General features: G+C 46.0%; 13 protein-coding genes and 1 pseudogene. 9 read left to right on the top strand and 5 right to left on the bottom strand.

All coding sequences use genetic code 11. The annotated features are described in order from the left end of the window. Window positions 1-20 precede the first annotated feature (20 nt). From allC to ABEW73_RS01175, 9 genes are all read left to right on the top strand, one after another. Window positions 21-1,253: an allantoate deiminase gene (gene allC / locus ABEW73_RS01215; protein ID WP_430172527.1), complete on the top strand. Its 1,233-nt coding sequence runs from the start codon at window positions 21-23 to the stop codon at window positions 1,251-1,253. A 54-nt stretch (window positions 1,254-1,307) separates the two neighbouring features. After that, on the top strand, window positions 1,308-2,552 hold the full coding sequence (locus ABEW73_RS01210) for an MFS transporter (RefSeq protein ID WP_430172530.1): 1,245 nt from the start codon (window positions 1,308-1,310) through the stop codon (window positions 2,550-2,552). A gap of 57 nt (window positions 2,553-2,609) precedes the next feature. Next, complete coding sequence (gene allE, locus ABEW73_RS01205; protein WP_430172533.1) at window positions 2,610-3,374, top strand: (S)-ureidoglycine aminohydrolase; 765 nt, start codon at window positions 2,610-2,612, stop codon at window positions 3,372-3,374. A 42-nt stretch (window positions 3,375-3,416) separates the two neighbouring features. After that, window positions 3,417-4,466: an ureidoglycolate dehydrogenase gene (gene allD / locus ABEW73_RS01200; protein ID WP_430172536.1), complete on the top strand. Its 1,050-nt coding sequence runs from the start codon at window positions 3,417-3,419 to the stop codon at window positions 4,464-4,466. 42 nt (window positions 4,467-4,508) lie between these two features. After that, window positions 4,509-6,251 carry an acyl-CoA synthetase FdrA gene (gene fdrA, locus ABEW73_RS01195; RefSeq protein ID WP_430172539.1) on the top strand — a complete coding sequence of 581 codons (1,743 nt, stop codon included), beginning with the start codon at window positions 4,509-4,511 and terminating at the stop codon, window positions 6,249-6,251. 51 nt (window positions 6,252-6,302) lie between these two features. After that, complete coding sequence (locus ABEW73_RS01190; RefSeq protein ID WP_430172542.1) at window positions 6,303-7,568, top strand: DUF1116 domain-containing protein; 1,266 nt, start codon at window positions 6,303-6,305, stop codon at window positions 7,566-7,568. Window positions 7,569-7,794: 226 nt separating this feature from the next. Further along, the gene (locus ABEW73_RS01185) at window positions 7,795-8,526 is read left to right on the top strand and encodes a DUF2877 domain-containing protein (protein ID WP_430172545.1); all 732 of its coding nucleotides are present in this window, start codon (window positions 7,795-7,797) and stop codon (window positions 8,524-8,526) included. Then, window positions 8,508-9,506 carry a carbamate kinase gene (gene arcC, locus ABEW73_RS01180; protein ID WP_430172547.1) on the top strand — a complete coding sequence of 333 codons (999 nt, stop codon included), beginning with the start codon at window positions 8,508-8,510 and terminating at the stop codon, window positions 9,504-9,506. The genes ABEW73_RS01185 and arcC overlap by 19 nt, the downstream gene beginning before the upstream one ends. Before the next feature lie 145 nt (window positions 9,507-9,651). Continuing rightward, the gene (locus ABEW73_RS01175) at window positions 9,652-10,440 is read left to right on the top strand and encodes a hypothetical protein (RefSeq protein WP_430172549.1); all 789 of its coding nucleotides are present in this window, start codon (window positions 9,652-9,654) and stop codon (window positions 10,438-10,440) included. Window positions 10,441-10,629: 189 nt separating this feature from the next. Here ABEW73_RS01175 and ABEW73_RS01170 read toward each other — a convergent pair whose 3' ends face one another. From ABEW73_RS01170 to ABEW73_RS01150, 5 genes and pseudogenes are all read right to left on the bottom strand, one after another. After that, complete coding sequence (locus ABEW73_RS01170) at window positions 10,630-11,070, bottom strand: hypothetical protein (protein WP_430172551.1); 441 nt, start codon at window positions 11,068-11,070, stop codon at window positions 10,630-10,632. A 26-nt stretch (window positions 11,071-11,096) separates the two neighbouring features. Continuing rightward, window positions 11,097-11,570: a DinB family protein gene (locus tag ABEW73_RS01165; protein WP_430172553.1), complete on the bottom strand. Its 474-nt coding sequence runs from the start codon at window positions 11,568-11,570 to the stop codon at window positions 11,097-11,099. Between the two features lie 184 nt (window positions 11,571-11,754). Next, window positions 11,755-13,146 carry a hypothetical protein gene (locus ABEW73_RS01160; protein WP_430172555.1) on the bottom strand — a complete coding sequence of 464 codons (1,392 nt, stop codon included), beginning with the start codon at window positions 13,144-13,146 and terminating at the stop codon, window positions 11,755-11,757. A 250-nt stretch (window positions 13,147-13,396) separates the two neighbouring features. Further along, on the bottom strand, window positions 13,397-14,266 hold the full coding sequence (locus ABEW73_RS01155; protein WP_430172556.1) for a DUF4097 family beta strand repeat-containing protein: 870 nt from the start codon (window positions 14,264-14,266) through the stop codon (window positions 13,397-13,399). 33 nt (window positions 14,267-14,299) lie between these two features. Further along, window positions 14,300-14,632 (bottom strand): annotated as a pseudogene (locus tag ABEW73_RS01150) (ABC transporter permease); the annotation flags it as partial. Window positions 14,633-14,743 lie beyond the last annotated feature (111 nt).

Raw genomic sequence — 14,743 nt, 5'->3', positions numbered from 1 at the left:
CGTAGAAAGGAACGGTAAGTATGGGAGAACTAAGTAAAGATATCACGCAGATGTTAGAATGGCTCGGATATTTCGGAAATGACCCTGAAGGAGGTATTACCAGACTTCTCTATTCCAAAGAATGGCTCAACGCTCAGAAAGCTCTAGAAGATTGGATGAACAAAGAAGGCTTCCGTGCTCACTTTGATGAGGTGGGCAACCTGTTTGGAGGTCTGCAAGGAACGAAGTATCCGGATGAAACGATTTTGACCGGTTCTCACGTGGATACAGTAAGCAATGGCGGTTTATACGATGGACAATACGGTATTGTCGCAGGTCTGCTTGCGGTTAAATATTTACAAGAAACCTATGGTCAACCGTTGCGCAATCTTCAGGTTGTATCGATGGCTGAAGAAGAAGGCAGCCGTTTCCCATATACATTCTGGGGGTCCAAAAACATCGTAGGCACAGCAGAACGTAACGAAGTAGAGAGTATTGTTGATTTTGATGGTGTAGCTTTCGTGGATGCGATGAGAGAATGCAACTTTAATTTCCGCGAGGAATCTAGAGAACTTCGCAAAGACTTGAAAGCGTTTGTAGAAATCCATATCGAGCAAGGCAGTGTTCTGGAAACAGAGCAAAAACCCGTTGGTGTAGTCCACAGCATTGTAGGTCAGCGCAGATTTACCGTAGAAGTGATAGGCGAAGCTAACCATGCAGGTACAACTCCGATGAGTTACCGCAAAGATGCTGTTCAAGCTGCAAGCGCTATGATCTTTGACGTCATAAGCCGAGCGGACAAACACGGAGATCCGTTAGTGGCAACGATCGGCAAAATCGAAGTGAAGCCAAATGTAGTTAACGTCGTTCCAGGATATGCCTTATTCACGATGGACATTCGTCATACCGAGAAAGACGCACTTGTTCAGTTTACGGAAGAAATTACGAATTCCCTTAAGAACATTGCAGAAGAACGGAAAGTAGAACTGAAAATCGATATGTGGATGGATGCAGATCCGGTTCCTATGGATAAACATGTCGTAGAAGTCATTGAACGCGAGTGTCGGGAACAAGGCTTGAATTATAAGCTGATGCATAGTGGGGCAGGGCACGATGCCCAGATTCTGGCTCCTTTTGTACCATCGGCCATGATCTTTGTACCAAGCAGGCAAGGAATTAGCCACAATCCGGCTGAATATACCGAGCCTTATGATTTAGCCGAAGGTGTGAAGGTTCTGATCGGAACTCTGTATAATCTGGCCTACAAGGAATAAACGACGTCTTGGCAAATAACTTGCCCACAACCTTATCATAAGGAGCAGAAAGAGATGAAGGTACAAACACCTACTACACCTAAACAAGGTGGACTTGAATATTGGAAAAAGGTCGTCATTTTATTTTGCCTTGGTTGGACTGTCATCTGGATATACAGAACCATACTGAATCCGATTTTACCGGAAATCAAAATACAACTTGGCGTTGAATCGGATGCCAGCATGGGTCTGATCTCTAGTTTGTTTTTTCTAGCATACACTTCAATGCAGATTCCATCCGGCTTCATGGCTGATAAATTCGGAAGAAAAATAATGTTGATTCCGGGTTTCCTTCTCTTTGCTTTCGGAGTCTTTACCGTCGGAATCGCACCGTCTCTGATTTTCCTCCTGGTAGGCAGCTTCCTGGCAGGACTTGGACAAGGAACGTACTACGGACCTGCTTATTCGATCTCATCGTCCACAATCCCGGCTGAGAAGCGGGGTTTCTCTACCGCCATTATCAACAGCGGTTCAGCGCTCGGAATGGCTATCGGGTATATCGGTTCCTCTTACTTGGTGAAAGGGCTAGGCTGGGACTGGAGACCGCTGCTCGTTGTCACAACTGTTCTGATTATTATTATGGCAATCGCCTTTGCCAAAGTCATTAAGGAAAAACCGGTTTCGAATAACGTTGCAGCTAACAAGGAAAAAGATGCAGATGATAAAGCAACGATGAAGACGCTCTTTGGCGATATCCGAATGATCTCGGCTTACGTGATTTACTTTGCAATATGTTACGGGTATTACATGATTGTGACTTGGCTGCCAAGTTACCTGCAAATGGAGCGCGGATTCCAAGGTGCTGCTATCGGTTTTGCCTCAGCTCTGGTTGCCTTTGCATCTGTGCCAGGTGCGCTGTTGTTCAGTCGGTTATCCGACAAGTTCAAGAACAAGAAGATTATGGTTGTCATTATTTTGCAAGTGATTGCCGCAGTTACCTTGTATCTAACCGTGGCTATTCAGAGCAACGAACTGCTGATGTTGTTTCTGATTATGTACGGTTTCTTCGGTAAACTGGCTGTTGACCCGATCATGATCTCCTACGTAGCAGATATTGCGCCTAAGCAAGGGTATAGTACAACATTCGGCGTATTTAACTTCTTCGGAATGATGTCCTCGGTCATCGCTCCGTTCGTAACTGGCTTGATTTCAGATGCTACAGGCAGCAAGGTTTTGGGCTTTTACCTAGCTATCGGCATCATTATTGTAGGTACTGTATTCCTGTTCTTCGCAAATTTAAGGAAGCGCCCTGCGCTGTAAAAGAACAATAGCATTTATTTCACACACAAACTTAAGAGAAAAAGGAGATACACGAAAATGGGTTATCCAACTGATCTGCTGTCCAGCCGTTCTATCATTAAACATGGCAAATATGCTTTAATCACTCCGGAAGGCCTGGTTAATAACGTAGTACCGGGCTTTGACAACTGCACGATATCGATTCTGGCAACCCCAAAACTTGGGGCAAGCTTTGTCGATTATATGGTTACCATGCACAAAGGCGGCGCAAATACAGATGGTTTTGGCGGACAAGAACAGATCGAAACGTTCGTTTATGTGCTGGAAGGTGAAGTCGAGGCATCTGCTGCTGACAAGTCGTATAGGCTGACAAGCGGTGGATATCTGTACTGTCCGCCAGGAACGAAGATGTATCTGAACAATTTGGTAGACGGCGACAGCAAACTGTTCTTGTATAAACAAAAGCATAAACCGTTAAAAGACTTGAAACCATGGGTCGTCTCTGGCCACTCAGGCAACATTCCTGAAGAAGATTATGACGGAATGACAAATATGAGAATTCAGGATTTACTTCCTAAAGATCTCGCTTTCGATATGAATTTTCACATATTAACCTTCGATCCGGGCGCATGTCATCCATTCATCGAAACGCATGTACAGGAGCATGGAGCTTACCTGCTGTCTGGTGAAGGTCTGTACAATCTGGATAACAAGTGGATTCCGGTAAAACAAGGCGACTATATCTTCATGGGTCCATATGTGCAGCAAGCTTGCTATGCCGTTGGTCGCGAGAAACTAGCTTATGTTTACTCTAAAGATTGCAATCGGGATGCGGATCTCTAAGCTCGTGCCATGTAGCAAATCGAATGAACAGAGGTGTTAGCATTGAAAATATTCAGACAACAGTTACACGAGTTAATCACAACAAAGCTGCACATGGCGGGTTTAACAGAAGAACATGCCGCCGGTGTAGCAGATGTTCTGGTCCATGCCGACATAAGGGGCATTCATTCTCACGGCGCTATGCGAGTGGAATACTATGCGGAACGAATCGCTAAAGGCGGATTAAATACAAATCCCGAGTTTAAATTTAACAAAACGGGCCCCAGCACAGCGATATTTGATGGGGACAATGGAGTAGGTCATGTCGCTGCCAAACTAGCTATGGATGAGGCCGTCGAGATGGCAAGAGAACACGGGATAGCAGCTGTTGGCGTCAGAAGAATCGGACACAGCGGAGCCCTCTCTTATTTTGTACGGCAAGCAGCCAAATCCGGAATGATCGGTATTTCGATGTGTCAATCCGATCCGATGGTCGTGCCTTTCGGCGGCTCAGAACCTTATTACGGGACGAATCCGATTGCATTTGCCGCTCCTAGCCATGATGGACGGATCATGACGCTGGACATGGCGACGACGATACAAGCTTGGGGCAAAATTCTTCATGCCAGATCAAGACATGAGTCGATCCCGGATTCATGGGCAGTCGATAAAGAAGGCCATTCGACAACAGATCCTTTTAAGGTGAATGCCTTACTCCCAATTGCCGGTCCAAAAGGATATGGTCTGATGATGATGGTGGATGTGCTCTCAGGCATTCTGCTCGGCCTGCCATTTGGGAATAAAGTTTCATCGATGTACCATGATCTAACCGAATATCGAAATCTTGGTCAGTTTCATCTTGTAATTAACCCTGCATTTTTTACGGACCCTGACATGTTTAAACAGCATATTTCGAATACCATGGACGATTTGAATCATATCAAACCGGCGCCTGGCTTTGAGCAAGTGCTGTTCCCCGGACAAAATAATGATCTGATTCAAGAACAATACGAGAAAAACGGTATTGAAATGGTAGACGATATTTATGAATACCTGGTATCCGACGTCGTTCATAGAAATCAGTATGACAACAAAGATCCATTTGCCAAGTAACTTCACCAATGGTCTATTCTGATCGAAGAGGAGCTTGTACTTATGTTATATTCCATCATTAAAGAAAATTCCTATCAAGATTCTGTTAACCTCATGCTCTTAACGAATAAAATTTCCACGCTGGATGGAGTAGAGCAGGCCTCTATTATGATGGGCACGCCTGCGAATAAAGATATTTTCCATAATACCGACATGTACACGGATGAACTCGACAAAGCAGGTCCTAACGATATGTGTATCGTAATCAAGACGAATAGTAAAGAACACGTATCCGAGGTGTTAGCTACCATTGAATCGGAACTGAAGAATCAGGCGGTAGGCAGCAGCAAGCAGGAATTCCAATCCGTGCGGACTTGGGACAAAGCACTGCAAGCGCTCCCTAATGCCAATCTTGCTCTTATTTCTGTCCCTGGCCAATACGCAGCGGAAGAAGCGGAACAAGCACTTGACCGTGGGTTGCACGTTTTTATCTTTAGCGATAACGTTGACGCCCAGGACGAACTGCGTCTAAAACAAAAAGCGCATGATAAAGGCTTGCTGGTCATGGGTCCAGACTGCGGAACCGGTATTGTATCCGGTGTTCCGATAGCCTTTGCCAACGTAGTACAACAAGGCAACATCGGCGTTATCGGTGCTTCAGGCACAGGCATTCAAGAAGTTACCACCCTCATTGACCGGCTGGGCAGCGGCGTGAGCCAGGCAATCGGGACAGGCGGACGCGATCTGTCTGAACCGATCGGAGCGACTACGATGCTGGATGCGATTCAAGGGCTAGAGCATCACAAAGCTACTGAAGTGATCGTCGTTATTTCCAAACCACCGGCCATCGAAGTACGGAATCAGGTCGTTCGGCTTTTACACCGTATATCCAAACCGGTAGTCGCTATCTTCGTCGGTGAAGAGCCAGAAACACATGAAGGCACGGTACATTTTGCCTATACGCTGGAAGAGACGGCCATGATAGCCGTAGATTTGTCTAAAGGCAGAGAAGTTAGGGCGAACTACAATAAACGGAACGTTACGGCTCCACAGACGAAGCTGACACCGGAGCAGACAACAATTAAAGGTCTATATTCCGGTGGTACACTCGCTTACGAAGCTGCGGTTCTTATGTCCAAAGGTTTGGGACTGGGACAGTTGATTCATGAAGATGGATACATGTTAAAAGCTAAAGGTCATGAAGTGATTGATCTGGGAGATGACAAATATACACAAGGGAAACCACACCCGATGATTGATCCGGAAACGAGAATCCATTACATCGAGCAGGCAGCCCGGGATAAATCCACAGCGATTATTATGCTGGATGTCGTTCTAGGGTACGGTTCTCATGAAGATATGGCTGGCGCACTGTTGCCTGTCATTGAGCAAACACAGAGTGAAGCTGCAGCTCAGGGCAAAAGCTTGTATTTCATAGCAACGGTGTGTGGCACCGAACAAGACCCGCAGAATTATCAAGAGCAAAAGGCCAAACTTGAACGAGCAGGCGTTATTGTTAAAGACAGTAACAATCAGGCTGTGCGGACCGCTCTAGCGATGATGGGCATCCAGCTTCAGGATAAGGATAAATCATTCATTCCTGCAGTGCAGACCGAACAAGGAAACATCAACGTATCTGAATCCATGGTTAAACTGCTGAGCGGAAAGCCGGAAGTTGTGAATGTGGGGCTCAAAAAATTTGTAAATGCAGTAACCAGCCACGGAGGAAATGCCGTTCACTTTGACTGGCGCCCGATAGCTGGAGGCAATGAGAAGATGCGGAAAATTCTGAGCCTGCTCAAATAAATTAAGTTCGAGTTCACAATCTCTTAAATAGACAATAAGGAGAAATGCAGCATGTATGGACCTTATCAAACGATCGATGAAGCCAATCAGGCAGTGATTCAAAAAATTGTAGCCGGTGCCCCTTTCTTGGTGGATGTCGTTCCTGCCAAATCAGTAGTGGACCAGTTAAATGGACAGGTGCTTCTGCATGCCGGTCCACCCATTTCATTCGCAGACATGACAGGCCCCATGCAGGGCGCTTGTATCGGGGCGGTCTTGTTCGAAGGGTGGGCAGCCAACGAAGAACAAGCGATGACCATGCTGGAGCAAGGAGAAGTTACCTTCATTCCGTGTCATCATGTCAAAGCTGTGGGGCCTATGGGCGGAATCACTTCCGCTAACATGCCGCTTCTCGTGGTAGAGAATCAGACGGATGGTAACCGCGCCTTCTGCACCATGAATGAAGGGATCGGGAAAGTGCTGCGCTTCGGAGCCTATTCCGAAGAGGTCATTCAGCGTCTGCAATGGATGAGAGATGTACTGGGCCCTACCCTTTCTAAAGCTCTACGCCAGACTGAGCAAGGTCTGAATATTAATGTGATGATCGCGAAGGCAATCACAATGGGTGACGAATTCCATCAGCGGAATATCGCAGCTTCTCTCGTATTTCTAAAAGAAATAAGTCCATATATTTTACAAACCGATGCAACCGAAACAGACAAATTGGCCGTAGTGAAGTTTCTGGCTGATACCGATCAGTTCTTCCTGAATGTTGCCATGGCAACCTCTAAAGCGGTACTGGATGCTGCAAGAATGATTGAGCACGGTACTGTCGTAACGGCGATGTCGAGAAATGGCCAAAACTTCGGAATCCGAATCAGCGGCATGGGAGACGAATGGTTTACCGCTCCAGTTAATACGCCGCAAGGTTTATTCTTCACCGGTTATTCCCAAGACATGGCGAATCCTGATATCGGTGATAGCGCCATTACGGAAGCATTCGGTATAGGAGGCATGGCCATGGTGGCTGCTCCGGGTGTGACCCGCTTCGTAGGTGCGGGCGGTTTTGACGATGCACTGGCAACCAGCAATGAAATGGCTGAAATTTGCATTGGGCATAACCCTAACTTTACGATTCCAACGTGGAACTTTCAGGGAATCTGTCTCGGTATTGATGCAAGAAAGGTCGTTGAAACAGGCATCACACCGGTCATTAATACCGGGATAGCCCACAAAGAGGCTGGAGTAGGTCAAATCGGGGCAGGTACAGTACGCGCACCTCTAGCTTGCTTTGAAAAAGCGCTTGAAGCGTACGCCCAAAAACTGGGTCTAATTTAAACAACACGGAGGAACAGAGGAGAGTGGCCGTCGCATGAAATATTTAATCCAAGTAGATGGAGTATACAGCGCAGCTGTTCTCCCTCTCCTTCATGGCGGTAAGCCAGGATGTGTGCATAGTATATTTCACAACGGATGGAATATCCGAATGGGAGATGGGCTTGTTTTTATAGGGACCACAAAGAACGGGCAGCTTCCTTTCGGCATCCATCTGGAAGAGAAACAAGTGCCAAAGCTCATTTCTATGCTCCAGCAAGATGAAGAAGATCAGGTGATTCATTATGACAACGATACATCGTCTCTTCTCTTTTCTTCCTTCTGTATTAAATTAGATCCTCAGGCAACTTATCAAACTGGGATAGGACCGAGAACGGAGCAACCGGAGTCGCTGCTTCCTCTTCTGAATGCGTTTGCAAGCGAGCTGCTAATTCATAATCAACCGACAGGTACAGGCATTTGGATAGATCATTTTATCGAATGTTTCATAAAGGAAGTTCATGAATCTTGTTCGGATAGCGAACAAAAAATGATGCAGTTAATGAATACGGCACGAGCCCGGAACTTGTCACAGATAGATGAAATCCTCAGATATTGGATTGGACGTGGAAAAGGCCTAACCCCTGCCGGAGATGACATGCTGGCGGGAATGCTCGCGGTCGATGCAACAGCAGGGATATTCACGGATACGTTCCGCTTACATTTATCTGAACTGGTGGAGAAAGAAGCACTAACTACCGACATCAGCCGGGAATACCTAAAGTATGCGCTGAAGCGAAACTTCAGTTCAACAGTGACAGAGGTCATGAATGCTCTTCTGCAACAAGATGCAGACAGCTTGATTAAGCGGACCAGGGAATTGCTGCGTGTAGGGCACAGCTCAGGTCTGGATACAGCATTCGGCATACTGATCGGTATGTTGATCATAAGGAGGAATGCAAATTGGCACAAAAAGTTGTGATTGCTCTTGGCGGCAATGCTATTCTACAACCTAAACAACAGGCAACCTATGAGAATCAAATAGCAAATATCCAGAAAAGCTGTGAAGTGATCGCCCGCATTGTGAGGCAAGGTTATGAAGTCATTATTACGCATGGGAACGGTCCTCAAGTAGGGAATATATTGCGTCAGCAGGACGAAGCCAAAGAAGTGGTTCCGCCGTTTCCGCTGCATGTGTGCAGTGCGGAATCCCAAGGCTTTATCGGGTACATGATGGACCAATGCTTGAAAAATGAACTGCAAAAACTGGGACTAAATCAGGCTGTTACAAGCATCCTGACACAAACGGAAGTATCGTTGAAAGATCCTGCATTTTTAAACCCAACTAAACCTATTGGTGTTTTCTACAGCGAAGAAGAGGCCAAACGTCTTGCTGAAGACAAAGGCTGGGTTGTCAAAGAAGATGCAGGCAGAGGGTGGCGTCGCGTTGTTCCATCTCCCATGCCTCAATCCATTGTTGGCGCTGATGTAATCAAGTCCTTGGCTAGTCAGGGAGCCATTGTCATTGCAGCAGGTGGAGGAGGTATTCCTGTATCCCGGCAGACAGACGGCACCCTTGTCGGTGTTGAAGCCGTCATCGATAAAGATCGCAGCGGATATCAGCTGGCTCAGGATGTGCAGGCGGATATCTTTATGATTCTGACCGATGTTCAGAATGTATATGTGAACTACGGAAAGCCGAATCAAAAATCACTGGAAACGATATCTCTGGAAGAAGCCAAGCGATATGCGGATGAGGGCCAGTTTAGTGTCGGAAGTATGGGACCTAAGATGGAATCAGCCATAGGTTTTGCAGAAAAGGGCGGCATGGCTATCATTTGTTCCCTGGATCAGGCTGATCTCGCTCTGGAAGGAGCAGCGGGTACCCGCATCGTCCAGGATAAACTGTTGCGCTGTATATACGCTAACTTTCGGAACGAGAACAAATGTTCCAGGAAATGATTGACATATCATTCGATCAAATATATACTATTATCAAATCGAAAGAAGTGCGGGAGAAGCACCTCGCAGGACAGGCTATGAAGCCTTTCTTGTGGGGTGCTTTTTGCTTCTTTTAAGGATGATATGGATAAAGGAGATGATTGTTTTGCTGCAACGAAGAAGAAAAAACCGATATATAAGCGGACTAGTCGTTCTAATCATGTGTTTCCTGTTTGTGGCCAGACCGCTTTATGCAGAGGCTTCAAATACTGGGTGGGATGCTGCGTTAACTAGCATTGACGAGTTGTATGACAACTTTACCGCATTGGAGTTAGCTAATAAACAGGATAAGCAGCAAATACAGGTGCTGCGCAAGCAAAACAATGACAAACTTAAAGAAATTAATTCGAAAGTACAGCTCATTGACAAGGTAAAGCTCGACAAGTTAAAGACGGAAGCAGACCAGACTCAGAAAAAATACGCTCCTTTGCTTGCGGAATATACTGATCTCGGCAAGAAAGTGACAGAAGCAAGGAAACGCAAAGATCGAAAGTCTGTTCTTCTGTATGATCTCAAGCGAAACCGTATAAAGGCTTCTGCTAATGCGGCGCGACAGGAGATCAAATTGAAAAAGGATGCTCTAACAGCTGCGAAGAAGCAGGCTGCCGCAAAAGCCAAAATCGTAAAAGATGCTTTATTGCCTGTGCAACCGCTAAAGAAACAAATCACAGCCGAGAACAAAAAAATAACAGACTTCAATAAAAATAAAAATGAAGTGAATAAACGTTATAAAGCAGCTGTCAAGGAGGGGGATGCTGTAAAGGCTGCTGCAGAATTGAAACGGATCGTTGATGATGCTAACCAGATTCATGCTATACAGAAGAAAACATTGGATTGGGAGAGGGATATTCGTAGTCTACTTCAAGCTGCAGAGAACAAGCTGCCTAGCCAATGACATGCCAACTAGTATGTTTTAACGTAAATATACATGTCGAGCCTCCTGTTTGAGAGCAACAGCAAGAGCAAGCAGGATTGGCTTCGGCAGGGTATTCACCTTGCTTCTCTTGCTTGCCCTTGTTAATTATTCAGCCATTGTTCCTTTATAGCAGTGTTTTTTCTCTCCTTTTTCTCTGAGATTCGGGTTTTACCGGATCGTTTGATCTCTTCCAAAAGCACGGTTGCGCCAGCAATATATTGCCTCAAAAATCCCGAATACGCCGACGACTGCGGCGACCAGAATAACCGCCCAAATGCCGAAAACGGTCATCGTCACTGTAGTTCCTTTATCCGCTAGCAGAAGCGCACTGCCGACAACCCAGAGGAAGTCGAGGACTGTAATAACAAGCACGGCCGCTGGAGAAACAATGCTCCTGGATGCGGTCCATACAAGAAATGCGACGAATACTAGTAGGAAAACACCAGTTGAGATCAAGCCGGTTCTACTGTCTAATCCAGTCCATTCAGCAACATACCCGGGAAATAATAACAACAGCAACCCGCATGCACCGGACGAAACGGAATTTATCATCAGAACTTTGCGGATGAAAGTTTCTCCTGTAGGCGTTATAGCTCCATTTGGTTTCATATTTATCTCCTTTCATTTGATCACGCTTAATTGTCCACTTGTACAGTTTTCACAAGCGAAGAAATGATCCCCAAGTGCATTGCTTCGTGGATGAATGCGAAGTTAAACAGCTCGCCTGCCGTTTCGAACCTCAGCGGCCCCATTTCAAACGGTGGATTCAAAGGCATTATCAACGACTCGGAGTCTACCTTGGACAGATCGTCGTACTGCGCGGATAAATATTGAATCAGTTCCTCCTTCGATGGAGGCGTGACGGTCCAGTCCGACGGTTTCGTTCCGGTCATGAATAAGTTGGAATAGTAATCCGGCAGCTTCGTATTTAATGCCGGTCCTGCGGAGAGAAACCAATTCAGCATAGTCACAATATGACCGGTGTTCCAACGAATCGTGTTCTTAAATCCTGCTGGAGTAATATCGTAGATTTCTTCCGGAATCGCTTGAATGGATCCGATCACCAATTGATGCACCGTTTTTGCGGTTTGAATGCTTGCTTGGGACATTGTTCATTCCTCCTAATGGTTTGGTTATGCTCTAACAACCCGAGATTAGCCCACAAACCACTGCCAAAACCATACTTTTCACTGCCATTTGGTGCCAATAGGGCTTATTTTTCGGCCAGCAATAAAAAGCGGTTGTTTTTTTGGGTGGACATACCCAAGAAAACAACCGCCATCTAAGTCATCGTTATTGCGCTTTGATTAGTGCGTTTTTCTCCTTCAGACTTGTTGCTATAAGACGCGCGCCAGCATTCTGCCAATTGTAGCAGGTGCGCTCGGGTACGCAGGATCGGAACCACGCCAAAGCATCTTGGGAAGGGGCATCCAGCTGATTACCCGAATAACGTACGCTATATGGCTTAATTCCGACAACGTAAGGGAAGTACAAAGCATTGTAAAACTTCCATTCGTCCGTCGTGCCAAACGGTTCATCCTGGCGCGGCTTTATTTGCAGTATACTTTCGATAAGCAGAGATTTAAGCTCGTTAGCTCGTTCCATTACACCATCAACCGCTCCACGCTTCCGTAACCTTTCGTCAATCAGTTTCAACTGCGTGAGCGGGCTTGACGCCAAACGCTCCAGGTTGCCCAAGTTGCTAGTCGCGCGCCGGATATGACGGTAGAGCTCCTCATCGTCCATCTCCTCCGGTTTCGCATCCTCATCAATACGAGCCTGGACGCTTTCGACCAAACGCAGTTTGGAGCGTTCCAGGCGCAGCTTCGGGAACATCATTAAAGCGAAGTTGTCAAGCAAAGCCCGAATCGGATACACAAACACTTGGAATGCAATGGAAACCATCATGCTGATCATCAATAACAACAGTGTAATAAAATCGAAACCCATCCCCGTTCCAAGCCAAATAACAAGCGCAACCTGACCGGAAAAAATGAGCGTAAAAAAGACAGAGTAATCGAGGGACCGAAACAAATCGGGCAGCCAGGATTCCCCTTGCTCCCTGATTTCTTTGATCATCGTATACGCGCTAAACACCAGCATTCCCGTACCTTGTGCCATTATGATTCCCTTGTTCCATGTGTCGTTCGGATAAAAGAAGGTCAAAGCCGTCATGCATGCAAATATAAGAAGCGGAACATAACGGAAGACATAGAAGGGAAGGGGCCGCTTTATCTTATCGGACAATGTCCCCCATAGGGAAAGCATCATAAACAGGATGAAAAATGTACATAACGCGGCTTTGTAGGAGACGACGTATTCGTCAGGATTCACAGCGAAGGCCAACCAAATCACGCTGCCCAGCGCCAGCCCTATTAATCCATACTTCCATAAAGTCCATAATGCGTTCCGTTTATCTTCTTTTCCGGCGACAGTGGATAGAACGGCACCTTGCCACAAAACCACAGGCAGATAGGAGGAGATATCTTGTATCTTTCTAAGTGGTAGTGCGATGCGCTGAGGCTCTAGGCTGTAAGGCATCAATATGGCGGCCCCAACACCGAACGAGCAAACAATTACGCCAAGACCAGCCAGCAATAGCCGAACGTTTCTTGCATCTCGGCTAACAATATATAAGCCGAACCAAAACATGAGTCCGAAATAAATAAGCTGCACAGTAATCATGCCGATTGTTCTCCTTTACTTGAAGCCATGGCAATAAAAGTCGAAATTCTGGTCATGATTCTCTTCTAATACAGACCGAATGTTTGCACAGCCAGTTTTTTAACGATAGTGTAGCATAGAGGGCTCTGACACAACAATATGATAAAGCTATGGATATACTCAGTTGACCTTGCAACCGGAGGTAGCGTGGGGGATTTCTACGTTATTAAGGGTTGACTTCTAAAATATGTTGCTAGTCGTATGGATGGAGCTATTTTACAGCAATCGTTCCGGAGCGACTGATAAGCTCCATTGTATTGGATGCATCCCCAATCGTGCCTTCCATTGATTTTTCCGTGCTCTGTTTTACCTTGAAGCCATCTAAACCAACGCTTATATCCGATGAGTCGCTGCTTGCGGTAAGCTTTAGCGAAGCAGGGGGTGTTTTATAAGATACGGCGATATCTCCGGATTGTGTTTCTACTCGCAGCAACTTTCCTCCTTCGACCTCTTTGACGGATACTTCCCCATTGTTTGAAGCGATGTTCATCACGGGGCTGGTCACGTCTGTCATATAGCTGGCGCCGCTGCCTGAGGTTACCGTTAATTCGTTTAGCGAGCTGTCTTTCAATTTGATATCCCCGTCTTTGGAAGTAAACACACCCTTGTCTGCTGAAATGCCTTCGATGTTCTCAGACCCCGAATGGTTGGCAATGACAATGTTTTGCGCCGCTACATTCTTCATCTTGATGTCACCTGCATTATTGTTCAATGTAATCGTATCGACTTCACGGTCGGGAATCGAGATATAGATCGTCCCTTTTTTGCCAAAAGTGAACCCTGCCATGGCACTACCCTGGTCTTCCTGGGTAACGACAATTTTATTTCCGTCATGGTTAATCGTTACAGGGTCGCTCTTATTGTTCTGCCGCTTGCCTTCGCAAGCGATGGTGATGTTCGGGGAATCGGAACGTTTGAATTCAATGCCCCAAGATTCGTTGTTGACTTCAATTTCTTCAATTCGGTTAGCCTCATAGGAGGATTCATGGTTATAACTTGTTGATTTCCCTACGCCTTGGCAGCCCATCACTAGCCCGCCAACGGTAAGCAAAACAAGCGAAGTGGTTATGATTTTTTTCATGCTTTAGTCCTCCATTCATATACGGTGAAATTTTTAAGCTACATCGGTTCGATCTACTTTATGAAAAGAAAGATAGCCAAGGATAAGGCCAAGCAGACAGAGAGCAATCGGGATGGCGATGAAATGAAACAGACTGGTCGGGCTTCCCCCGTCAGACACCGTTGTATTAACCACGAATCCAATGACGACAGCCGAGGTAATCGTGGAGGCGGTCGATTTTTTTCTCATGCCAAAAGATAAAGGAATCAGGCTGATTCCAGCGATCATAAATGCATGGATCAACGTTGTTGGCAGGGTAGCCGTCATGTCACGAATATGCACCGAGTCTTCAAATAATCCGATCATCGGATTCAAGAAGTACACTAAGCTTAGGGAATGAAAGTAAAAATAAAGTAAACGCAGCGGAAAAAAAGCGTAACATTTTAACTAGAGTAAACTAGGGATATTGTAAATAGAGTAAGATAGAAAAGTGAATAT

Source organism: Paenibacillus lautus (genome assembly GCF_050482385.1).
In the GTDB taxonomy this organism is placed as follows: Bacteria; Bacillota; Bacilli; order Paenibacillales; family Paenibacillaceae; genus Paenibacillus_AQ; species Paenibacillus_AQ lautus_B.
This window is presented reverse-complemented; position numbering and strand designations above follow the sequence as displayed.